Source organism: Shimia sp. R9_1 (assembly GCF_017743775.1).
Taxonomy (GTDB): domain Bacteria; phylum Pseudomonadota; class Alphaproteobacteria; order Rhodobacterales; family Rhodobacteraceae; genus Shimia.
Window position 1 is genome coordinate 780,080 of record NZ_JAGHRN010000002.1, and the last position, 22,142, is coordinate 802,221.

Annotated in this window: 26 protein-coding genes; 8 read left to right on the forward strand and 18 right to left on the reverse strand. The window is 60.9% G+C overall.

Annotation, left to right across the window (positions count from 1 at the left end; translation table 11 throughout):
• Positions 1 to 2: 2 nt before the first annotated feature.
• The 9 genes from J7399_RS10060 to ureC form a co-directional block, all read right to left on the reverse strand.
• On the reverse strand, positions 3 to 551 hold the full coding sequence (locus J7399_RS10060; RefSeq protein WP_209059507.1) for a biotin transporter BioY: 549 nt from the start codon (positions 549 to 551) through the stop codon (positions 3 to 5).
• Between the two features lie 103 nt (positions 552 to 654).
• Entirely contained in the window at positions 655 to 1,251 is a 597-nt protein-coding gene (locus J7399_RS10065; protein ID WP_209085749.1) for an energy-coupling factor transporter transmembrane protein EcfT, read from the reverse strand.
• A complete protein-coding gene (locus J7399_RS10070; RefSeq protein ID WP_209085752.1) occupies positions 1,251 to 1,925 on the reverse strand; it encodes an ATP-binding cassette domain-containing protein in 675 nt (224 codons plus the stop codon). Before J7399_RS10070 ends, J7399_RS10065 begins: the two co-directional genes overlap by 1 nt.
• A gap of 134 nt (positions 1,926 to 2,059) precedes the next feature.
• Entirely contained in the window at positions 2,060 to 2,698 is a 639-nt protein-coding gene (ureG, locus tag J7399_RS10075; protein ID WP_209077146.1) for an urease accessory protein UreG, read from the reverse strand.
• 17 nt (positions 2,699 to 2,715) lie between these two features.
• Positions 2,716 to 3,360, reverse strand: a complete 645-nt coding sequence (locus J7399_RS10080; RefSeq protein WP_209086109.1) for an urease accessory protein UreF — start codon at positions 3,358 to 3,360, stop codon at positions 2,716 to 2,718.
• On the reverse strand, positions 3,350 to 3,865 hold the full coding sequence (gene ureE / locus J7399_RS10085; protein WP_209085755.1) for an urease accessory protein UreE: 516 nt from the start codon (positions 3,863 to 3,865) through the stop codon (positions 3,350 to 3,352). Before ureE ends, J7399_RS10080 begins: the two co-directional genes overlap by 11 nt.
• A gap of 25 nt (positions 3,866 to 3,890) precedes the next feature.
• On the reverse strand, positions 3,891 to 4,115 hold the full coding sequence (locus J7399_RS10090) for a DUF1127 domain-containing protein (RefSeq protein WP_209085758.1): 225 nt from the start codon (positions 4,113 to 4,115) through the stop codon (positions 3,891 to 3,893).
• A gap of 137 nt (positions 4,116 to 4,252) precedes the next feature.
• Entirely contained in the window at positions 4,253 to 4,837 is a 585-nt protein-coding gene (locus tag J7399_RS10095) for a hypothetical protein (RefSeq protein ID WP_209085759.1), read from the reverse strand.
• 11 nt (positions 4,838 to 4,848) lie between these two features.
• Positions 4,849 to 6,588 carry an urease subunit alpha gene (ureC, locus tag J7399_RS10100; protein WP_209059539.1) on the reverse strand — a complete coding sequence of 580 codons (1,740 nt, stop codon included), beginning with the start codon at positions 6,586 to 6,588 and terminating at the stop codon, positions 4,849 to 4,851.
• Between the two features lie 80 nt (positions 6,589 to 6,668).
• On the opposite strand from ureC, the gene J7399_RS10105 reads away from it, so the two are divergent.
• Positions 6,669 to 7,367, forward strand: coding sequence for a hypothetical protein (locus J7399_RS10105; RefSeq protein ID WP_209085760.1), 699 nt, complete (start codon positions 6,669 to 6,671; stop codon positions 7,365 to 7,367).
• A 110-nt stretch (positions 7,368 to 7,477) separates the two neighbouring features.
• Here the strand turns inward: J7399_RS10105 and J7399_RS10110 are convergent, their stop codons facing one another.
• From J7399_RS10110 to J7399_RS10125, 4 genes are read right to left on the reverse strand one after another with little or no spacing between them, the layout of a single operon-like run.
• Complete coding sequence (locus tag J7399_RS10110) at positions 7,478 to 7,786, reverse strand: urease subunit beta (RefSeq protein WP_209059558.1); 309 nt, start codon at positions 7,784 to 7,786, stop codon at positions 7,478 to 7,480.
• Positions 7,783 to 7,926 carry a hypothetical protein gene (locus tag J7399_RS10115; RefSeq protein ID WP_209085761.1) on the reverse strand — a complete coding sequence of 48 codons (144 nt, stop codon included), beginning with the start codon at positions 7,924 to 7,926 and terminating at the stop codon, positions 7,783 to 7,785. Before J7399_RS10115 ends, J7399_RS10110 begins: the two co-directional genes overlap by 4 nt.
• 20 nt (positions 7,927 to 7,946) lie before the next feature.
• Positions 7,947 to 8,249, reverse strand: a complete 303-nt coding sequence (locus J7399_RS10120) for an urease subunit gamma (RefSeq protein WP_209085762.1) — start codon at positions 8,247 to 8,249, stop codon at positions 7,947 to 7,949.
• Between the two features lie 4 nt (positions 8,250 to 8,253).
• The gene (locus tag J7399_RS10125; RefSeq protein ID WP_209085763.1) at positions 8,254 to 9,165 is read right to left on the reverse strand and encodes an urease accessory protein UreD; all 912 of its coding nucleotides are present in this window, start codon (positions 9,163 to 9,165) and stop codon (positions 8,254 to 8,256) included.
• 280 nt (positions 9,166 to 9,445) lie between these two features.
• On the opposite strand from J7399_RS10125, the gene rpe reads away from it, so the two are divergent.
• Positions 9,446 to 10,135: a ribulose-phosphate 3-epimerase gene (rpe, locus tag J7399_RS10130; protein ID WP_209085764.1), complete on the forward strand. Its 690-nt coding sequence runs from the start codon at positions 9,446 to 9,448 to the stop codon at positions 10,133 to 10,135.
• Positions 10,136 to 10,396: 261 nt separating this feature from the next.
• Complete coding sequence (locus tag J7399_RS10135; RefSeq protein ID WP_209085767.1) at positions 10,397 to 10,699, forward strand: hypothetical protein; 303 nt, start codon at positions 10,397 to 10,399, stop codon at positions 10,697 to 10,699.
• A 649-nt stretch (positions 10,700 to 11,348) separates the two neighbouring features.
• Here J7399_RS10135 and J7399_RS10140 read toward each other — a convergent pair.
• Positions 11,349 to 11,873 (reverse strand): SH3 domain-containing protein, encoded by a 525-nt coding sequence (locus J7399_RS10140; RefSeq protein WP_209060255.1) that lies wholly within the window; start codon positions 11,871 to 11,873, stop codon positions 11,349 to 11,351.
• 110 nt (positions 11,874 to 11,983) lie between these two features.
• On the opposite strand from J7399_RS10140, the gene J7399_RS10145 reads away from it, so the two are divergent.
• From J7399_RS10145 to J7399_RS10160, 4 genes are all read left to right on the forward strand, one after another.
• A complete protein-coding gene (locus tag J7399_RS10145; protein ID WP_209059577.1) occupies positions 11,984 to 12,970 on the forward strand; it encodes a D-glycerate dehydrogenase in 987 nt (328 codons plus the stop codon).
• 18 nt (positions 12,971 to 12,988) lie between these two features.
• Positions 12,989 to 13,540 carry an RNA 2',3'-cyclic phosphodiesterase gene (gene thpR / locus J7399_RS10150; protein ID WP_209085769.1) on the forward strand — a complete coding sequence of 184 codons (552 nt, stop codon included), beginning with the start codon at positions 12,989 to 12,991 and terminating at the stop codon, positions 13,538 to 13,540.
• 80 nt (positions 13,541 to 13,620) lie between these two features.
• Positions 13,621 to 15,402, forward strand: a complete 1,782-nt coding sequence (ggt, locus tag J7399_RS10155; RefSeq protein ID WP_209085772.1) for a gamma-glutamyltransferase — start codon at positions 13,621 to 13,623, stop codon at positions 15,400 to 15,402.
• 64 nt (positions 15,403 to 15,466) lie between these two features.
• Entirely contained in the window at positions 15,467 to 16,864 is a 1,398-nt protein-coding gene (locus tag J7399_RS10160) for an FAD-linked oxidase C-terminal domain-containing protein (RefSeq protein WP_209085775.1), read from the forward strand.
• A gap of 653 nt (positions 16,865 to 17,517) precedes the next feature.
• Here J7399_RS10160 and J7399_RS10165 read toward each other — a convergent pair.
• Complete coding sequence (locus J7399_RS10165; RefSeq protein WP_209085778.1) at positions 17,518 to 18,099, reverse strand: antibiotic biosynthesis monooxygenase; 582 nt, start codon at positions 18,097 to 18,099, stop codon at positions 17,518 to 17,520.
• Between the two features lie 171 nt (positions 18,100 to 18,270).
• Entirely contained in the window at positions 18,271 to 19,218 is a 948-nt protein-coding gene (locus J7399_RS10170; protein WP_209085781.1) for an oxidoreductase, read from the reverse strand.
• Between the two features lie 161 nt (positions 19,219 to 19,379).
• On the opposite strand from J7399_RS10170, the gene J7399_RS10175 reads away from it, so the two are divergent.
• Positions 19,380 to 20,273, forward strand: coding sequence for an AraC family transcriptional regulator (locus J7399_RS10175; RefSeq protein ID WP_209085784.1), 894 nt, complete (start codon positions 19,380 to 19,382; stop codon positions 20,271 to 20,273).
• A 105-nt stretch (positions 20,274 to 20,378) separates the two neighbouring features.
• On the opposite strand, the gene panB is transcribed toward J7399_RS10175, so the two are convergent.
• Together panB and panC are read right to left on the reverse strand one after the other, a co-directional pair.
• The gene (panB, locus tag J7399_RS10180) at positions 20,379 to 21,188 is read right to left on the reverse strand and encodes a 3-methyl-2-oxobutanoate hydroxymethyltransferase (RefSeq protein WP_209059598.1); all 810 of its coding nucleotides are present in this window, start codon (positions 21,186 to 21,188) and stop codon (positions 20,379 to 20,381) included.
• Positions 21,185 to 22,033, reverse strand: a complete 849-nt coding sequence (panC, locus tag J7399_RS10185; RefSeq protein ID WP_209085787.1) for a pantoate--beta-alanine ligase — start codon at positions 22,031 to 22,033, stop codon at positions 21,185 to 21,187. Before panC ends, panB begins: the two co-directional genes overlap by 4 nt.
• Positions 22,034 to 22,142: the final 109 nt, after the last annotated feature.

Sequence of the window (22,142 nt, forward strand, 5' to 3'; positions counted from 1 at the left end):
CCTCAAAGGGCTGGAAAGGCGCGGCGCAGACCGCGGGCGATCACTGTCGCCAGAACCACCTTTACCAGATCGCCGGGGACATAGGCCACCATGATCGCGAGGGATTTGGTCATGCCCAGTTTGCCGATGAACGCCATCCAGGGAATGCCTGCGGCATACATCAGAACGATGCCGCCAAGCGCCACGTTCAGACCTGTTTTAAAGGCGCTGTTGTCGGTGTCGCGCTCCACAAGATAGCCGATCAGGGCGGCACAAAGTGGCCATGCCAGCAGGAAGCCACCGGAGGTACCGATCAGCACGCCAAAGCCGCCGCGGCCACCGGAGAGAAGCGGCAGGCCCACGGCCACCAGTGCAATGAAGAGCAGGAGCGCAAGGCCGCCGCGTTTGGACCCGAGCACGGCACCGGCGAGCATTACGCCCAGCGACTGAGCGGTGATCGGAGGCAGCGCGGCGCCTGCGAAATGGATCGGGGGCATCAGGCCAAGTGCGGCGGTGAGGGCGGCAAAAAGTGCGATATAGACGATGTCTTTGGTCGCGAAGCCTTGTTTCATTGCGGTGTCCATCTGATCCGTCCCTTGTCAGAAATCTGTTTGGCGGGAGGGGTGCGCAAAAGCCGCTGAGGGCTCAAGGGCATGAGGCGCTAACGAGGCGGACTTAGGAACGATATCCTCTGGAATCGATGGCATCAGAAATATCATCCGCCATCTTGATGGCGCGGATCGCCATGGGCATGGCCACCGCAATCACCGAGCGCTCGAGCCCACGGGCTTTCTGGGCCTCGCGCACATCGCGCATGATCTGCGCCAGAACCGGAATGAACCGCAGCGCCAGAGAGATCGCGAGGCTGACCTTGGTGGGGTTGACCCCAAAGGGGCGCAGGATGCTGAGCGCGCGCGTCATGGTGTCGATCATATCTGAGGAGCGCGTGGTCAGGGTCACGAGGCTTGCCAGCAAGATCAGGGCGACGAGCCGCAGCACCACATAGGCCGCCAGTGTGAGGCCTGAGAAAAACCACTGCACCGCAAAGAAAAGCACAAAGATACACAGCAGGGGCCGGATCTGGGTAAAGGCCTGTTTCAGCGTGAGCTGCGCCAGCGGATAAAGCGCGAGGATCGCCAGCGTGGCGGCGGCGGTCACAGCCAAGCTCTGGTTGATGAAGAGCAGGGTGGCGCCCGCCATCAGCGCCGCCATTTTGACCGCGGGGCGCATGCGGTGCAGCGGAGAGTGGCCGGGGGAGTAGAGATCCAGCATCAGGCCATGAGCTCCTGATAGGCGGGGATGACCTCGGCAGGCGGCCCGTCGGCGAAGACGCGGCCCTCATCAATGGCGATCACGCGGTCATAATCGGCGATCAGATCAAGATCATGTGTGACCATGATGACGGTTTGGGACAGTGCAGCCACGGCGCGGGCGATGCGGCGCTTGTTGCGCAGATCCAGCAGCGTGGTGGGTTCGTCCATCACCACGATGTCGGGGTTCATCACCAGCACGCCGGAGATGGCGATCAGCTGTTTCTGCCCGCCTGAGAGCAGATGTGCGGGGTGTTCGCGCAGCTCGCTCAGATCATAGCGGGCGAGGATTTTATCGGTTTTGGCGGCAATTTCAGCAGTGGAGAAGCCGCAGTTCTTCATGCCGAAAGCGAGGTCTTCCTCCACCACCGGCATGACGATCTGATTGTCGGGGTTCTGGAAGACAAAGCCGACCTTGCGGCGCACTTCACGTCCCTTTTTGCGGGTGTTGAGCCCGTCGATCAGCACATCGCCTGAGGAGGGCAGGGCAAGTCCATTGAGGAGGCGCGCGAGGGTGGATTTGCCGGAGCCGTTGGCCCCGATGATGGCGATGCGGCGCTCAGACAGGGTGAGCGAAAGGTCGTTGAGGACCTCGCGGTCGCCAAAAGAGAGGCTGACGTTTTGAAGCTCGATCATGGGGGTCCCGCCGGTTGCTGCCTGCTGCGCTCATAGCGCGGGGCGCGCGCCGGTTGAAGCGGAGGATGCCTCCGGCGGGGATATTTCGGGAATGAGAAGCCCTGAGGGGCGTGTTTGGCGGGAAAGTTTTCCGCTTAGTCGGCCATGAGGGCGGGGACGCCGCCGATTTCGCCGATCAGGGGCAGCAGGGCCTCAAGCCCCTTGCCGTGCCGCAGGGAGGTGAAGAGGAAAGGGCGGGTGCCGCGCATTTTGCCAGCGTCGCGCTCCATCACTTCCAGCGAGGCGCCAACATAGGGCGCAAGATCGGTTTTGTTGATCACCAGAATGTCGGAGCGGGTGATGGCGGGGCCGCCTTTGCGGGGGATCTCTTCGCCGGCGGCTGTGTCGATCACATAGATGGTGAGATCGGCCAGTTCGGGGCTGAAGGTGGCGGAGAGGTTGTCGCCGCCGGATTCGATCAGCACGATGTCGAGATCGGGGATCTCTTTGGTCAGCTCGTCAATGGCGGCGAGGTTGATGGAGGCGTCTTCGCGGATAGCGGTGTGCGGGCAGCCGCCGGTTTCCACACCTTTGATGCGATCCAGAGGCAGCACCTGCTGGCGCATCAGTTCCTCGGCGTCTTCGCGGGTGTAGATGTCATTGGTGACCACGGCGATGGAGAGCTTGTCGCGCAGGGCACGGCAGAGGTTGGCAGTGAGCGTGGTTTTGCCGGCGCCGACGGGGCCGCCGATGCCGATGCGGAGCGGGCCATGAGGAGAAGCGGAGGAGGTCATGTGGTTTTCCTGTGAGGTTAGGACCGGAACAGCCGGGAGTATTGGGTTTCATGCCGCATCGAGGCGATGTCTGAGGCAAATGTGGTGGCGGCGATGGCGGAGAGCGGCTCGGTGATCGCCTGATCTGCGATGGACTGACACAGCGGGGTGAGGGCGGTGAGCACGCTTTGCGCCTCGGTTTGTCCCAAAGGCACCAGCCGGGTGGCGGCGGAGGTGAGATTGGCGGCAAAGGCGTGCAAGAAGAAGCGGGCGGTCTCTGGCAGCGGCAGGTCTTGCAGGCGCGCGGCGCGGCCCACGGCCACCGGATAGGTGAGCTGTGTCAGATCAAGGTCGTGAATGGCACTGGCCGTGCGCACAAAGGCGGACCCCTGCTGATCGGTTTCCAGCAGGCGCTCGGCAGAGGGGGCGAGCGCGCGGGCGAGGTTGTCGGCCTCCGTCAGGGCACTCAGATCGTCAGCCTTGTACGCGGCGGCGAGCAGGATCACGTCGTTGTGGCCTGCGCCATGCACAAGCGTGTCCTGCAGCCAGTGCGAAAAGCTGGCGGCATCATGCACCGTGCCGCAATCCACCAGCGCCTCCAGCCCGTGGCTGTAGGTGAAGGCCCCCACTGGATAGGCGGGGGAGAGCCATTGGGCCAATGTCAGGATCGGATCAGTGCTCATGCGTGTGGTCATGACCGTGACTGTGATCATGGCTGTGATCATGGGCGTGCGGGTGGCTGTGATCGTGGCCATGGGTGCGGCCGTGGCCGTAAGCGCCGCCTTCCGGTGTGAAGGGTTCACAGACCTCTGTCACGGTGGCGCCGAGCAGGGTCAGCATCTCTTTGATCACGTGATCGGGTTGGATCAGCAGGCGCATGCTTTCGATCTGGCACGGGGTGTGGCGGTTGCCGACGTGCCAGGCGATGCGGGTGAGATCTGGGGCGGTGACCTGCAGCAGCGGCTCCGGCGCGGTGGTCACGGTGATTTCGCGCCCGTCGGTCAGCACCAGAACACCGCCGTGATCGAGCGATGTGGTCTTGGGCAGATCGACGAGGATGCGGGTGCCGTCTTCCAGCCGCAGGGTTTTGCGGCGCAAGAAGCGGTCTTCGTAGGTCAGGGCCACCTGCCCCGCAGAGGGGGCATGGGCGTGGCCGTGATAGGCGCGGGCGGTTGGCAGAGCGGTCATGACGCCCCCCCGGTTGCCCGCAGGATCAGAGATGCATGTAATCGCGGAAGACGTGCTGCACGATGTCCTCGCGCTTCAGGCCACGTGCGGCCAGCTGGGCGTCGGTCAGTGCGTTCAGTCGGTCGACCTGCTGAATGCGGCTGTTGTTTTCGATCAGCGAAACGAAGCCATTGCCGATTGCGCGGAACGGTGCGGCCAGCACTTTGCTCAGAGTGAGCGGTGCGGCGGATGTTGTGTCGGTCAGTGCCATGATGAACCTCGGTTTGAGTAAAACGTTCGGTCCTCCCCTGGCGCTTTATATGGGGGAAATGGGGGGGCATGTGCACGGGGTCTTTCGTCATAGCTGGCCTGCGTTTGCTGCAATGCAGCGTCAGCGCAGGGTGGGGATTAGTTTGCGGCTTCGATCCGGACATAGACATAGCGGTCTGGCTCTGCGTCTTTGGATTTGGACTCAGAGAGGTAGGAGAAGCCGAGTTCGGGCAGGTAGTGCAGGGTTTCCTGATAGCCGTCGTCATCATGGTAGATGGCGGTGACCGCGATCATGTCGTAGCTGCAGCCGCCAAGGGTGACCTGTGTCGGGTCGCCGAAGAGGTAGCTTTCGGTGCCGCTGACGACGCCTTCGCTGTCCATGGTCACCACTTTGGTGTCCCAGCGCCCGCCTGCGACCGGGAGCGGCGCTTTTTCGGGCGGCAGGGGGTAGCTGTGGGTTCTGCGGGAGCTGGTGATGGCGTTGCCGTCGCTCACATCAAAATACTCCACAAGATAGATGCCTTTGAGCAGGACAAACTTCGACAGCACCTCAGAGCCTTCTTCCCACGCGCCGCGAATGTGGTTTTCGCCGAAAGCCTCGTAGGTTTCCACGGTGCCTTCCATGTCGACCAGACGGATGCCGGTGTCCATGTCAGAAGCGGTTGGGCATTGCGCAGCGAGGGGGCTGGCAAAGCAGGTGAGGGCGAGAAGAAGTGCGCGCATAAGGCCTCCGGTCAGAACATAAAGTACCGCTGTGCCATGGGCAGCACCTCGGCAGGCTGACAGGTCAGAAGTTCGCCGTCCGCGCGCACCTCGTAAGTCTCTGGATTGACTTCGATTTCCGGGGTGGCGGCGTTCAGTTTCAGATCTGACTTGCCAATCTTGCGGGTATTCTGAACCGCGATGGTTTGTTTTGCCAAGCCCAGTGACGCACCGATGTTTTCCGCTTGTGCCGCTTCTGACACAAACACAACGGCGGCGTTTTCCACGGCGCGGCCATAGGCGCCAAACATCGGACGGGAGTAGACCGGCTGGGGCGTTGGGATGGAGGCGTTGGGGTCGCCCATCTGCGCACAGACAATCGAGCCGCCAATCAGCACCATTTCCGGCTTCACGCCAAAGAAGGCCGGGTTCCACAGCACGAGATCGGCGCGCTTGCCTTCTTCAATGGAGCCGATCTGATGAGCGATGCCATGGGCGATGGCGGGGTTGATGGTGTATTTGGCGATATAGCGGCGGACGCGGAAGTTGTCGTTCTCGCCGGTCTCCTCAGCAAGGCGGCCGCGCTGTTTCTTCATTTTGTCAGCGGTCTGCCATGTACGGATCAGCACTTCGCCGACGCGGCCCATGGCTTGGCTGTCGGACGCGATGATCGAGAACGCGCCCATGTCGTGCAGGATGTCTTCAGCGGCAATGGTTTCGCGCCGGATGCGGCTTTCGGCAAAGGCCACGTCCTCGGGGATGGATTTATCGAGATGGTGACAGACCATGAGCATGTCGAGATGCTCATCCACCGTGTTCACGGTGAAGGGCCGTGTGGGGTTCGTGGAGGAGGGCAGCACATGCTCTTCGCCACAGATCTTGATGATGTCCGGGGCGTGGCCGCCGCCTGCGCCTTCGGTGTGGAAGGCGTGGATGGTGCGGCCTTTCATGGCGGCCACGGTGTTTTCCACAAAGCCGCTTTCATTGAGCGTGTCGGTGTGGATCATCACCTGCACGTCCATGGCATCCGCCACCGAGAGGCAGCAATCAATCGCGGCGGGCGTGGTGCCCCAGTCTTCGTGCAGCTTGAGCGCACAGGCACCGGCCTTCACTTGCTCTTCGATGGCGGCCGGCAGGCTGGCGTTGCCCTTGCCCGCAAAGGCGAGGTTCATCGGGAAGGCGTCAGCGGATTGCAGCATACGGCCAATGTGCCATGGGCCGGGGGTGCAGGTGGTGGCCAAAGTGCCGTGGGCCGGGCCGGTGCCGCCGCCGAGCATGGTGGTGAGGCCGGAGTGCAGCGCATCCTCGATCTGCTGGGGGCAGATGTAATGGATGTGGCTGTCAAAACCGCCTGCGGTGAGGATTTTGCCTTCCCCCGCGATGGCCTCGGTGCCGGGGCCAACGATGATGTCCACGCCCGGCTGGGTGTCGGGGTTGCCTGCCTTGCCGATCTTGGCGATGCGCCCATCCTTAAGGCCCACGTCGGCCTTGTAGATGCCGGTATGATCGACGATCAGCGCGTTGGTGATGACCGTGTCCACAGCCCCTTCGGCGCGGGTGGTCTGGGCTTGCCCCATGCCGTCGCGGATCACCTTGCCGCCGCCGAATTTGACCTCTTCGCCGTAACTCAGCGCATTGCCGTTGCCTGCTTTCTCGGCGGTCAGATCTCGCTCCACCTCGATCACGAGATCAGTGTCAGCGAGGCGCAGCTTGTCACCCACGGTGGGGCCAAACATGGCGGCATAGTCGGAGCGGGAAATTTTGGCTGGCATTTAAGGACGTCTCTGTTGGTTGCGCAGAGGGCGGGCGGGGCCCGCCTCTGGATTACTTTTGGGGTTTTGAAGCCTGCGGCATGGTCGGAGGCTTGGAAGGCTGGCGTTTGGGTTTGCGCGTCGGCGTTGGTGGCTGTGCCTGTGTCGCTGAAGGCTCGGCGCTGGGCGTTGCGGTTTTGGCCGCGGGTGCGGGTTTGGCGGCCGCTTTGGGGGCAGCAGCTGTGCTTGCCTTTGCTTTGGCCTTGGTTTTAGGCGCGGCTTTTGCGGGCGCGGGTGTTGCGGTTTTTGCGGCGGGTTTGGCCTTTGGCGCGGCTGTTTTTGGCGTTTTGGGCTCTGCGGTTTTGGCCACCGTTGGCTTGGCGACAGCTTTGGCGGCTGCAGGTTTGGTTGTGGCGGCCTTGGCAGCAGGCGGGTTTGCGGTCTTTGCCGTTTTGGTGGCGGGCTTGGCCTTTGGCGCGGGTTTGGCCGCTGGCGTTTCCGGCGCGGCGGTCTTTGCGACTTTCGGCGCAGGTGATGTCGCGACATTGGCGCTGGTTGTTTTGAAGCTCGGCTCTGAGGGCGCGGGTTTGGCAGCAGCGCGTGATGCAGGGCGGGTGGTCTTGGCCTTGGTCGCAGTGCTGGCTTTGCGGCGGGGCGGGCGTTTGGCGGCCGGTTTGGTCACCGGGACCGGTTTGGCCACCTCGGCGACAGGCGGTGCGGTTAAGGGTGCAGACACCTCTGAGACGGAATCCGGGCGGCGCAGGCCCATGGAGGTCATCATGGCCTTGGTCATGGCATGAGAGGTGCGCATGTTGCGCTCCATCATGCGCGACATGAAGATAAACCCGTTCAGTGAGGCCGTGATAGAGCCCATGGCAAGTGTCTGCATCAAAATCTCCTTGGGGTTACGTCATGAGAGAGGCCCCATGACTTTCTGATTAAATCCGTAAATGCGGCGGGCGCCTGAAACCGGGATGAGGTTCACTTCGCGGCGTTGGCCCGGCTCAAAGCGCACGGCGGTGCCGGCGGCGATGTCCAGACGCAGGCCATGGGCGGCGGCGCGGTCAAATTCCAGAGCCGGATTGGTTTCGGCAAAATGGTAGTGGCTGCCCACCTGAATGGGGCGGTCGCCGGTGTTGGCCACCATGAGGGTGGTGACTTCGGCGTGTTCGTTCAGGGTGAGTTCGCCCTCTGCGGGGATCAGTTCGCCGGGGATCATTGCAGGGACCACGCGAGAAGACCAAGTGCGCCGAGGGTGAAGCTGCCTGCCAGCTGTGCCAGAAGCAGGGGGTCACTGAATTGTGCCAAGGCCGGGGCGGCGCTTTTGGCGGGGAGGGCGGTGAAGGCAAAACGTTGCATGATGGGTCTTTCTGTTTTGGTCAGCGGATCGGATTGTGGACGGTGACGAGCTTGGTGCCATCGGGGAAAGTGGCCTCCACCTGCACCTCATGGATCATCTCGGGGATGCCCTCCATGCACTGCTCACGCGTGATGACCTGCGCGCCGGATTTCATGAGGTCGGCCACGGAGCGGCCGTCCCGTGCGCCTTCGACAACGGCGTCGGTGATCAGGGCAATGGCCTCTGGGTGGTTCAGCTTTACGCCGCGCGCGAGGCGCTTGCGGGCGACCTCGGCCGCCATGGCGATCAGCAGTTTGTCCTTTTCGCGGGGAGTCAGTTGCATGTGGTCAGAGCATCCATGTTCGGGGAATTTCGGCGCCGTGCAGAAGCGTGAGCGCGGGAATGAGAGATTGGCGCAGGGCGTGGCCGTCTTCGGCCAGAATGCGCGCAAAGAGGAGGCCGTCGCGGATCACGCTGGCGCCTGCCGTGGCGGGCAGCAGGGCGCGCAGGGCGTCCAGATGGCGGGCCGCATCCGGAGCGGCCAGCAAAAGCGTGGCCATGGCGCGGGCACCGCCGGCGATGGTGGGGCGGTCAAGCTGGGCCTGAATATTGCCGCTGAGTTTGATCCGGTCTGCAAACAGCAGCTGATCTCCGCGGGTCACGGTGATGCGGTCAAAGATGTCGGCTTTGCGCACGGTTTCACCCATGGCGGTGCGGCCAAAAATCAAAGGCTCCACCATCAGGAAGCGCGCGATTTCATGCATGTTGACGGTCAGGCTGCGGGAGAGCGATGCGCCGTCAAACAGGATGGTTTCCTGTGGCAGCCAATCGAGTTGGCTGTTCTCAGACAGGGTGAGCGTGCTGTCCAGCCGGCCGGGCTTTGCGTCGATGCTGCGATACGCCCGCTCTGCGGCCTGCGTGGTCACGGTGAGATGGCTGCCCGTGCCTGCGGCGGCGGCAACGGAGAAACGGTCGCCTCCGGTGATGCCGCCTGCAGTGTTGAGAAGGACCGCCTGAAGCGCCTTGGTGCGGCCGCGTGCGTAATTGGCGTGGGGAAACAGGACGCGGCTGGAGCCGGACAGGCGCAGATCATCCAGAACGGAGTTGCCCTCGCGCTGTTTGCTGCGGATATCGGCACTGCCTTGCGCGCGTGGCTGCTGCTGCGTGGGCGGCAGGGCAGGCTCTGGACGTGATATGGGTGTCAGCGCGGTGATGGCACTCTCCGGTCTTTCGGCAGGGAATTTGCCTTTGACTCGCATCGGTTGCGCCGGGCGGAAAGTGAGACTGCCCGATTTTTGAGCGCATTTGTGTGGTGCGTGCAATTTTTGCGCTAACTGAAAACCTAAGATGAAAAATTAGGCGGATTGTGAACTTTGCGGCGCAGATGCCAATTCGATTGAAATTTGCCCTCTGTCTCGCCATTTTGCCGCCAGTTTCGAATCGCCCTCAGAAGGGGCGATGTCGCCATTTTGCGCGGTCTGACAACACGCCTGACCCCGCAGCCCTTCAGATCCCGGCGTGGCCGGAGAGGAGCCAGATATGAGCTTTGATCGCAAGATTAAGATCGCCCCATCCATCCTGTCAGCGGATTTTGCCAACTTCGGCGCGGAGATCCGCGCGATTGAGGATCAGGGCGCGGATTGGGTGCATGTGGATGTGATGGACGGCCATTTTGTGCCCAACCTGACCTTTGGCCCGCCCGCGGTGAAAGCCTTCCGTCCGCATGTGAAAACCTTCATGGATGTGCATCTGATGATCGCGCCGGTGGATCCCTATATCGAGGCCTATGCCGAGGCGGGTGCCGATATGATCACAGCCCATGTGGAGGCAGGCCCGCATATTCACCGCACGTTGCAGGCCATCAAGGCGCAGGGCGTGAAGGTCGGTGTGAGCCTCAACCCCGGCACGCCGCTGGAGAGCATCGAGCATGTGATGGATCTGGTGGATATGGTGCTGATCATGACCGTGAACCCCGGTTTTGGCGGGCAGAAGTTCATCCACTCCGGCGTCGAGAAAACACGCCGCTGCCGCGAGATGATCGGCGATCGGGAGATCCACATTCAGATCGACGGTGGTGTGACCACGGAAACCGCACCATTGGTGGCGGCGGCCGGTGCCGATGTGCTGGTGGCGGGCTCTGCCGTGTTCAAAGGCGGCTCTGTCGATCAGGCGCAGGTCTACGGCGACAACATCCGCGCCATCCGCGCAGCGGCAGAGGCGACGCACTAAGCAGCGCGCAATGAGTGCCTGTTGAGCGTCATGGAAGTATGGCGCTCGACGGGAGGTTTTTTGAGGCCGTCAGCGGGGCGGTGTTTGGTTGGCTGCTCTGAACAGCAAGTCACTCCCGCTTGTGGTCTCGCGTGATACGATAAAAGCACTTCGCGATTTTCTTTGAGTGATCCGGGGCCAATCGCCTTCAAGGCTCTGGAACTTCCGGCTGGCTTTACTTCATAGTTTTTTGATGAATCGGGGAATTTAGAAAGAAAAGCTATGCGAAATCTCTTTATTTTGGGCTGTGTTGCCACCTTGGCGTCTTGCACCGGAGGTGCGGAGCACACCAATGCTTGGGTACAAGAAAAAAGTGCCGACCAAGTGACCATTGGTATCCATATCAGTTTGTTGAGCCATCCGCCTGAGACCCATGCTCTTGGGTACAATAAGATGCAATCACTGGCCAATGACGCCTGCGCGGAGTTCGGAAAGGAAGCGGCTGAATATACCGGTCAGCAAGAGCAAAAAACCCGCGGCAACGCGTACGATACATGGCTGGAGCGCACATATCGTTGTGTTTGAGCAAGCAAGAAAATGAATATCGATGATATCTAGACTCGCGCTATTTGGTTGCATGTTTTCTCTGTTGCTGGGATGCCAAACGGGTGTCGAGTTTGAAGAACCTTCTAATGTTCAAAGGTTTAGCGAGATCGAGTTGAACGGACCAATGCCCCAGGCCTACCGAGAGTTTATACGACATGTGGATGCTTTCGGGGCATTGTATGTTACGGAAACTGGTGGAGGTGGTGGTCGCATTGGTGGCAAATCCACACTGGATGAAGCCAAGGCCGGGGCCCTTGCTCACTGCAAAGAACTCAACCCAGGTAGGGATTGCATTCTGTACGCAACCAAAACCCCGTAGGGTGAAGTGTATCGAAGCAGATTGAAAAAGTTTCGAGACACGCGTTAGAGCGCAAGCGAGAGGCGGCTCGTTTTCAATTGGATTGAAAGCGAAGCGTGCCAGTCTCGCTTCGCCTCTGCTTTCCTAAGGAAGCAGAACTTCATCCATATCACAGCATCCGGTATTGACCTCTTCGCGAGCATCGCAGCAGCGCGTCATCAAGCGGATTTGCGCTGCGCTGTATGAACTTGCTTGCGCTCCGAGACCGAAGCCAGTCCTGATGGTTGCGTCAGCTGCCTGAGAAACGTTTTCCAAGCGACAGCGCGCAGATCAGTCGCGGATTTCCTCGGCTGACACGCCCCAAAGGTCGGACTTCTGGACCCAGCCTTTGTAGCCACCCGCCTTCAGGCGGCACCAGTCCGGATTGCATTCTTCAAGTTTGGCAATCACGCCCAGCTCAAGATGCGCGGCGGCCTGTGTTTCGGCTTCCGGGCGTATGGCGAGCGGCAGCATGTCTTTCTGGACAATCACCGTGCGCACGCCGGACAGAAGCGAGTAATGCACCCAGCCGCCTGCGCCTTCGATGTCGCGCACACGGCGCCAGTGGCCATATTCGGCGGTGATCTGAAGCGGCATGGATTTGCGGGTGAAAACCCAGTCGATCCGGTGCGTGCGCGAGGGGCCGCGCCGCACGTTGGCCTTGCTGGCTTTCAAAGACACATAGCGCGGCAAAGGCAGGTTGGTCACCGGCCCGCGCTTTTGGTCGGCTTGTACTTCTGCCGCAACGGAATTTGTGAGCGCCAACAGCAAAGCTGCGGCCAAGCTCACAAGAGATTTTCGACCCAAGGTGAACATTTTGCCTGTTATTTTCTGCATTGAAGGTGCGGAGGGGTTCTTGTGCCCCGCTGGCCTGTGTTGCACTGTGACATCAACAGGCTGATTTGGAAAGCATTGGGAGGCATCGAATGCCAAAGCAACGTCTGAGTGTTGTCGTAACGCGACGTCTGCCAGAAGCGGTTGAGACACGGCTGTCGGAGCTGTTTGATGTGCGGTTGCGGGAGGATGACGCCCCGATGAGCCGCGAGGAACTGGCGGCGGCCATGAAGGACGCGGATGTCCTTGTGCCAACGCTGAGCGACAAGATCGACGCAAACATGATTGCGCAGTCCGGCGAGCGGCTAAAGCTGATCGCCAACTATGGTGCGGGTGTGGACCACATTGATGTGGCCTCGGCCCGTCAGCGCGGTGTTCTGGTCTCCAACACGCCGGGTGTGTCGGCGGATGACACGGCGGATATGGCGCTGGCGCTGATCCTTGGTGTGACCCGCCGCGTGAGCGAAGGCGTGCAGCGCATGCAATCGGGCGAATGGGACGGCTGGGCCCCCACCACGCTGCTGGGTGGCCGGGTGAGCGGCAAACGGCTGGGCATTCTGGGCATGGGCCGCATCGGCACGGCTGTGGCGCGGCGTGCGCATGCCTGCGGTATGCAGATCCACTATCACAACCGCCGCCGTCTGCGCCCCGAGATTGAAGAGCAATATGAGGCGACCTATTGGGAGAGCCTCGATCAGATGCTGGCGCGTATGGATGTGATTTCCGTGAACTGCCCGCATACGCCATCGACTTTCCACCTGCTGAACGCGCGCCGGTTGAAGCTGATGAAGCCTTCTTCTGTCATCATCAACACCTCCCGCGGGGAAGTGATTGACGAGAACGCCATGGTGCGGGCGCTTAAGAACGGGGATCTCGCGGGTGCGGGGCTCGACGTTTATGAGCACGGCCATGAGGTGCATCCTGATCTGCGCGGTGTGCCTAATGTGGTGCTGATGCCGCATATGGGCTCGGCCACCGTGGAAGGGCGCATTGAGATGGGTGAAAAAGTCCTGATCAACATCAAGACCTTTGACGACGGCCACCGCCCGCCGGATCTGGTTGTGCCAGCGATGCTCTGAGCGGGCGGCGCTGACCCCATGCGCGCCTTTGTTGGCATACCGCTGGATGGCCCCGAAGAAGACCGCCTGCTGGATATGCAGGACCGTTTGGCCGTTGGCACCCCCGTGCCTGCGGCCAATTTGCATGTGACGCTGGCCTTTCTGGATGATCAGCCGGTGGAGCAGCTTGAGATGCTGCATGAAGAGCTGGAGATGATCCGCGCGCCGGGCTTTGAGATGACCCTCAAGGGCATCGACATCGTGGGCGGCGCGAAAAGCCGCTGTCTGGCGCTGTTGGTGGCGCCGGATCCGGCGTTGATGGCGTTGCAGGCCGATGTGGCTCGCGCCGCGCGCCGGGTGGGCATGAAGATCGAGAAGCGTCGCTTTCGCCCCCATGTCACGCTGAGCCGGTTTCGCGACGGGCAGCACGCGCCGGAGAAGATCCAAGGCGCGATTTCGCGCGGTGCGCATTACGATATGTGGCCGGTCTCGGTGTCTGAATTTGCGCTCTATCGCTCGCATCTGACCTCAGTTGGCGCGCAGTATGAGGTGCTCAGCGATTATCCGCTGTTGGTGATGCCGCCGCTCTGACCTAAGCTGTCTTCAGGTGGATCGCTCGGGATTTTGAGAGCGGGAATTGGCCTTGTGGTTTCCGATTTAGGGAGAGTGGAATGAAGCGTTTTTCATTAAGTGTTTCCGTGGCTTGCCTGATGGCAAGCATGAGTTTGGCGCAGGAGGCGGCGGACAGTATTGCGCCGGAGGGGGCGACTCAGCTTGGCGGGCAAATCCCCGAAGCCTTGATGGCGGCGCAGAAGGCCAAGGAGGCAGGCAGCCCCACATCGGCGGAAAACTGGATGGTCGCAGCGGCCAATCCGCTGGCGGTTGAGGCGGGCGCAGATGTGCTGCGCGCCGGGGGCTCTGCGGCGGATGCCATGGTGGCTGTGCAATCGGTGCTGGGGCTGGTGGAGCCGCAAAGCTCTGGCCTTGGCGGCGGCGCGTTTCTGGTCTGGTATGATGCTGAGAGCGGCACGGTGACCACGCTCGATGGGCGGGAGAAAGCGCCGATTGCGGCCACACCGAAGCTGTTTCTGGATGAGACCGGCGAGCGCATGAAGTTCTTTGATGCGGTGGTTGGTGGGCGCTCTGTCGGGGTGCCGGGCACGCCGATGCTGATGGAAGAAGCGCATCGCCGCTGGGGGCGCAGCGCCTGGCCCGGCCTGCTTGAGGCCGCGATTGGCCATGCGGAAAACGGCTTTGCGGTTTCCCCTAGGCTTGCAGGCGCGGTGGCCAATGATGCGGAGCGACTCTCAAGCCATCCGACCACTGCGGCCTATTTCCTTCCCGGTGGCGCGCCATTGGCAGAAGGCAGTGTTTTGCAGAACCCGGACTATGCAGAGAGCCTGCGCCTGATGGCGGAGCACGGCGCGGATCCGTTTTACACCGGTGAGATTGCCACGGATATTGTGGCCACGGTGCGCAGTGCCGACAATCCCGGCGTGCTGAGTACCGTGGATATGGCGCTTTATCAGGTGAAAGAGCGCGATGCGGTCTGTGTGGAGTACCGCGATCATGATGTCTGTGGCATGGGGCCGCCCTCCTCGGGCGCGCTGACCGTGGGGCAGATCCTCGGGCTGGTTGGGTCTTATGACATGGCGGGCATGGGGCCTGAGAGCGCGGATGCCTGGCGGTTGATCGGGGATGCCTCGCGTTTGGCTTTTGCTGACCGTGGCCGTTACATGGCGGACAGTGATTTTGTGCCGGTGCCAACCGCGGGGCTGGTGGCACCAGACTATCTGGCGGCGCGGGCAGAGCTGCTGTCGGGTGACGAGGCGCTGGAAAACGTGGCCCCGGGTACGCCGGAGTTTGACCATGCGCTGAACTGGGGTGACGGGCAGACATTTGCGCAGCCGTCGACATCCCACATCTCGATTGTGGACAGCTATGGCAACGCTTTGTCGATGACCACCACGATTGAAAACGGCTTTGGCAGCCGGGTGATGGCGCGGGGCTATCTGCTCAACAATGAGCTGACTGACTTCTCCTTCCGCTCGCACAATGACGGCGTGCCAGTGGCCAACCGCGTGGAGCCGGGCAAACGCCCACGTTCCTCCATGGCGCCGACGATTGTGCTGAAAGACGACAAACCTGTGCTGGTGATTGGCAGCCCGGGCGGCAGCCGGATCATCGGCTATGTGGCCAAGACTATCATTGCCCATATGGATTGGGGCATGGATGTGCAGGCGGCGATTGATCTGCCGCATCTGGTGAACCGTTTTGGCACCTATGACGTGGAAGAAGGCACCTCGGCGGCTGATTTTGAGGCTCCTCTGACAGAGATGGGTTTTGAGGTGAATGTGCGTGGGCTGAACTCTGGCTTGCATGCCATCGCAATTGGTGATGGGTTGCAGGGCGGGGCGGACAACCGCCGCGAAGGGGTGGCCTATGGCGAATAAGCGCATCTGAGCACAAGGCTCTGCGTTTGCCTGTGGCCCGATGCGAGGTGCAAAGGGGAGAGGCATGGCAAACGCAGAGGTTTTGGAGCGCAATGAGACGGGTATTGCGGCAGCGCTGGGAGTGCTGAAGCAGCAGTTTGGCGAGGCCTGTCAGACCGGCCAAGCCATGCGCGAGCAACATGGCCACACCACCACCTGGCTGCCCACGCAGGCACCGGATGTGGTGATCTTTGCCAAATCCACTGAAGAGGTCTCCGCCATTGTGAAAACCTGCGCCACCCATAAGGTGCCGGTGATCGCCTATGGCACGGGCACTTCGCTTGAAGGGCATGTGAATGCGCCGGCGGGGGGCGTGTGCATCGACCTCACAGAGATGAGCCGGATCGTCGCCGTCAATGATCAGGATCTGGATTGCGTGGTGCAGCCCGGTGTGACCCGCGAGCAGCTCAACACCCATCTGCGCGACCGCGGCCTGTTCTTTCCGATTGATCCGGGGGCCAATGCCTCGCTGGGCGGGATGGCCTCCACCCGCGCAAGCGGCACCAATGCGGTGCGCTATGGCACGATGAAAGACAATATTCTGGCGCTGGAGGTGGTGCTGCCGTCAGGCGAGGTGATCCGCACCGGAACCCGCGCCAAGAAATCCAGTGCAGGCTATGACCTCACGCGCCTGATGGTGGGGGCTGAGGGTACCTTGGGCATCATCACCGAGATCACGTTGAAATTGCAGGGCATTCCTGAGGCAATGTCCTCCGCCCGCTGCTCGTTTGAGAGTGTGGATGCAGCCTGTCAGGCGGTGATGGCCACCATTCAATACGGCATTCCGGTGGCGCGGATCGAGCTGTTGGATGCGATGAGCGTGAAGGCGGCCAATGCCTATTCCAAGCTCGATCTGCCGGAAACACCGCTGTTGCTGCTGGAGTTCCACGGCTCAGACAATGGCGTGGCCGAGCAGGCAGAGATGTTTGGCGCCATCGCTGAGGAGATGGGTGGCACGGGGTTTGAATGGACGACAAAGGCCGAGGACCGCACCAAGCTCTGGCAGGCGCGCCACGATATGTATTGGGCCTCACTACAGCTGCGCCCCGGCGCAAAAGGTGTCTCCACCGATGTCTGCGTGCCGATTTCAAGGCTGGCGGAATGTGTCACGGCGGCGACAGAGAAGGCGGCGGAGCTTGGCTTGCTGGCCCCGATTGTAGGCCATGTGGGGGACGGGAATTTCCACACGCTGCCGCTCATTGACATGGAAAATGCCGAGGAGGTCGCCAAGGCGGAGGGCTTTGTCAGCTGGCTCAATGATCTGGCGATTTCCATGGGGGGCACCTGCACCGGCGAGCATGGCATTGGGCAGGGCAAGAAGCCCTATCTGCGCAAAGAGCTTGGCGGAGCGGTCGATGTGATGGCCGCGGTGAAGGCAGCGATTGACCCGGATGGGATTATGAACCCGGGGAAGATTTTCTGAGGGTGTTGGAAGGGGATAGGGAGTGCTTTGAGGCGAGGCCTACCGGGCGAATATTTATTGCTCTCGCAAATTTCTTCACGAATTGTCAGCTCGAAAAAACGCAATAATTCGGGCAATAAAAAGCATGAACCCGCCGAAGGCAAACCAAGGCAAGGCAAAAAGAGCAATCGCATATCCGCCCGTCCTTAAGCTATTCACCCAATTGGTTACGTCGAGACCAAAAACGATACACTCGACTACGTCGCGCCCACGTGGATCATAGCAGTTACCCAGGTCCTTCAACCAGATGCCCAGCCCTAGCGAAAATGCTGCTCCAAGCGGAACGCTCAGCCATACCGTTAGCAAAATGATCCAGGTCCTGGTCCGTCTATTGCTCGTCAGCCAGGCTGTCACTGCGCCACACATTGACGGTAAAGCGAATGCGAATAGTTCCATGATCTCTCGATTCTAGGTTCATATAGGAACCTAGGAAAGTAATTCCCTGATACTAACATAGCCACGGCTGGTTTTTTCGCAGATCAGCCTTCGCGCACCGGTGTGCAACGCGCGCACCCTTCGGGCTGGGTCTGCGCGTTTCCAACAAGCCGCATCTTCCCCCAGAGCGCTGCGATCATTGCAAATGGAGCGGGCAATACCCGCTCCGGTCGTGGCGATTAGCCCTTTTTGCGGAACAGCCAAGCTTTCAGCAACATCGTGATGACGGGCATGATCAGGTAGGTCATGGCGAGCACCTGAATGGTGACGATGATCAGGGTTTGTGACCAGCGCGGCAGGCCTGTCATGATGGGGCCGAGCAAGAGCTGAAGCGCAAAGACCAGGGCAAAGATCACGGCAATCAGGACAACCGCCATCTTGTGGCGCGGTGGCTGCGTGGGGCGGGGGGCTTCGGGCAGGTCAAACCAGACTTCAAGGCCCGTGGCGCTTTCGCGATCGGGCTCGCCGTCGGTGATCCCCTCCAGTTTGGCGATCCACTCGGTGCGCACAGGGGAGTTTTCCCAGGCGGTGGCGTGTTCGTAGGTGTCAAAGCGGTAGATCACCACATAGCGCCCGCCGGTCTGCTCAGACGGGCGCAGAATGTTGATGCCTTGCTGGCCGTCAAAATGGGAGGCCACCTCGGAAATGCCGCGGATCCACTCCTCATAGGCCGCCTCACGCCCGGGCAGGATGCGGCGATAGACCGAGATCGTGACAGGGGGATTTTCCGCATTTGAACGGGGAGGGACGTGATCGGCCATGGTGTCTAACTACCTGTCTTGAGACGCTGTCGGAGCGGGGTTCTGTGCGAAATCGAGCCACACATCTGGTCTCTTTTGCGGTGTCAAACAAATCTAACGTTGCGTCTTGGTAGAGCAGGAGGGCGCCACGATTGGTCTCCTGCCCTGATAGGTTGCAGAGAGGCTTTGGGGTTACATTGCCCAGGAAAAGCCCGTCGCCTTTTCCGACACGTCCCACAATTTGACCATGACAGGTTTGTCATAGGCATGGGCGTGGAGTGTGCCTTTGCCAACAGCGCCAACAAATTCCATGCGACCGGTGGGGCCGTAGAGCGCGCGCTGTTGCAGGTTTGGTTCGGTGGCGCACATGAGTTCGGGGAATGCGCCCTGTTCCGCGGTCTGGACCATCGGGGATTTGGTCATCAGCCACCAGATCGCGCGGGTCAAAACACCGCCGCTGGTGCTGATCAGCGAGGTTGCGGAGGAGCCGGGGTGACACACATAGACTTCGACGGTTTTGCCTGCGGCGGCAATGCGATCCTGCAGTTCATAAGCAAACATCATCTGTGCCAGTTTGGATTGGCTATAGGCAGGGTTGGCGCTGTAATTTTTGTCCCAGTTGAGATCGTCAAACTGGATCGTTTTCAGGCCCATATTGTAGCCAAGGCTTGAAACCACCACGATCCGTCCTTTGGTCTTTTCGATCCGGTCAAACAGCATCCCGCACAGCAAGAAATGCCCAAAGTGATTGGTGCCCAGCTGGCTTTCAAAACCGTCGACGGTCAGCTTTTGGCGCGGCACCTGAGCGATGGCTGCGTTGCAGATCAGCGCGTCGATCCGGGGCACGGTTTGCAGGATTTCCTTGGCGGCTGCGCGCACACTTGCAAGCTCAGAGAGATCCATGGACACAAAGCTGATATCGGCGGCGGGGCCGAACTCCTGCTTCAATGCGCCGATGGCGGCGGTTGATTTCTCGGGGTTGCGGTTCAGCATCACCACCTTTGCGCCTTTGGACAGAAGGATGCGGGAGGCCTGAAACCCGACACCGGCATTGCCTCCGGTGATCACATAGCTTTTGCCGGTTTGCGGGCCGAGCCGTTCCGGTGTCCAGCCTTGGGGGCCAAAAGTGGTGTCGGGCATTGTGTGTCTCCTTAAAGCTTCAAGTCGCTTGATGCGATGTGTGTCCTAAAGTTGCAGATAACTCTCGTATGGCGGCCCAAATAGGCGTGTTTGTCTTGAATGCTTGCCTGATTGTCTCAAAGCGGTTGTCATGGCCGATTGTACGGCGTTAGATCGGTCACATGAGCCAAGAAGCGATCAAACACCTCATTGCGGCACGCACGGAGCGGGATGGGCTGACGGAAACCGGCATTGATGGGGTGCGTCTGTTTCGTGCCACTTGTGAGATCCCATGTGTCCCAGCGGTTTATGAACCCTGTGTGGTGGCCATCGTCAGCGGTGCGAAAGAGGCTGTGCTGGACGGCCAGAGATACCTTTATGATAAGCGCCAATACCTGTGCTGCCCGATGTCGATGCCGGTGAAAGCGGGCACCCCGATGGCGTCGCCGGAGCGGCCGCTTTACGGTGTTCTAATCGCGCTTGATCAGCGCCGGATGACCGAAATGTCGATGGAAATGGAGGCGGCCGGAGAGCTGCTCTCGCCAATGAAAGGCGACATGCGGGCGCAGGGGATCCGGCTGGCGGCGTGGGATGCGGCGTTTACGGAAGCTTTGCAGCGGCTCTTGGAACTGGGGCGCAGTCAAACGGATACGGCGGTTCTGGGCGAGCCGCGACTGCGGGAGCTGTATTACGCGATATTGAAGGGGGAGGCGGGCGTTTTTGCGCGGCAGGCCTTTGGGGCTGGCAATGCGATTGCGCGGTCGATTGCCCATGTGTCTTCGCATCTGGATTCGCCGATTTCGATTGACGATATGGCGACCCGCGCGGGCATGAGCCGGGCCGTGTTTCACCGCAAGTTCAAGCAGGTCACGACCATGGCGCCGATCCAGTTTGTGAAGTCCATGCGCCTGAGCAATGCGGCCATGAAGATCGCCAGCGGTGTGGCCGTCAATGAGGCGGCGATGGATGTGGGCTATGTCAGCCCGTCGCAATTCAGTCGCGAGTTCAAGCGGATGTACGGGCAATCCCCACGGCAATGGGGCGATGCTCAGCAAAGCCATTTGGGGGCTTCTTGAGCGCGGGTCTCCGTCTAAGAGCGCGACATAATTCAGAATGCTGGTGTGTGGCGCGCGAAAACAAAGCCCCGACGCAGAGGTTGGGGCTTTGCCTTGGTATTTGGATCACCGATAGACCTCATCCTCTCCCGGGAAGCTGCGGTCTTTGACCTCTTCGGCGTATTGGCTCACCGCGCGTTCGATGGCGGGGCCGAGGTCTCCGTAGACTTTCACGAATTTTGGCGTCCATTCGTTCAGGCCCAGCATGTCTTCGAGCACGAGGATCTGGCCGTCACACTCGGCGGAAGCGCCGATGCCGATGGTGGGGATGGGGATCTGTTTGGTGATCTTGGCGGCCAGCGGCTCGACCATGCCCTCAAGCACAATGGCAAAGGCACCGGCCTCGGCCACGGCGCGGGCGTCTTCTTCGTGGATCGCCCAGCTGTCTTCCTCGCGGCCCTGGGTCTTAAAGCCGCCCATGACGTTTGAAGACTGTGGTGTGAGGCCGATGTGGGCCATCACCGGGATGCCGCGTTCAGTCAGGAAGCGGATGGTTTCGGCCATGCGTTTGCCGCCTTCCAGCTTCACCGCGCCACATTGGGTCTCTTTCATGATCTTGGCGGCATTGCGGAAGGCCACGGCAGGGCTTTCCTCATAGGTGCCAAAGGGCATGTCCACCACCACAAGCGCTTTCTGAGTGCCGCGCACCACGGCTTTGCCGTGCATGATCATCAGATCGAGCGGAACGCCGACGGTGCTTTCCATACCGTGCATGACCATGCCAAGGCTGTCGCCCACCAGAATGAAATCTGCGTATTTGTCGACAATCGCGGCGGTGTGTGCGTGATAGGAGGTCAGCGATACAATCGGCTCTCCGCCTTTGCGGGCGGCGATCTGAGGGACGGTGGTGCGGCGGAACTGGGTCTGTTTGCTCATGTGGTCACTACTCTTTGGTCAATCAGAAGAATGTCGCCAAAGGCAACGGAGATCATGATGGCGGTGGGGCCGGTGAGCGGCCCGGTGAGGGTATTGAGCGTTTCGGCGGCCACGATGTCCACCCCCTTAAGGGCGGCGCGGGGCTGGGCTGAAATTGTGTCTACGATGGCGGCCTGCAGCTGTTCGATCGTCGCATCAGCACCTGCGGCCACGGCCTCAGCCGCATCCAGCGCGCGTGACAGCACCAGCGCGGCGGCGCGGTCTTCCGGCGACAGGCGCACGTTGCGCGATGACATGGCGAGCCCGTCGGCCTCACGCACGGTGGGGGCGCCGATGATCTGCACCGGCATGTGAAGGTCGGCGACCATGCGTTTGATGACCTGAAGCTGCTGGTAGTCTTTCTCGCCAAAGACAGCCACATCCGGTTGCACAATGTTAAACAGCCGTGCAACCACGGTGGTCACGCCGCGAAAGTGGCCGGGGCGGACTTCGCCATGCAGCATGTTGGCCAGACGGGTGGTCTCCACGATGGTTTCATCGCCGGAAGGGTACATGGTCTCGACCTCTGGCAGGAAGACCACAGCGACACCGGCCTCTTTGAGCAGGGCGAGGTCGCGCTCCACATCCCGTGGATAGGCGTCCAGATCGGCGGCTTCGCCAAACTGGGTGGGGTTCACGAAAATCGACACGGCAATGGCGTCGGCGTGGGCTTGGGCGGTTTTGATAAGGCTCATGTGGCCTGCGTGCAGGTAGCCCATGGTGGGCACCATACCGACGCTTTGGCCATTTTGGTGCAGCCCTGCGATCGCTTGGCGGCATTCCGAAACTGAGCGGCAGATCAGCATACTGGTCTGTCTCCATTTAAGGTGGGGAGGGTGTAGCGATGCTGCGGGTGCACAGCAAGGGTTTTAACCAATACGCCACGTCGCATTCGCACAATATTGCGTCGGCTGG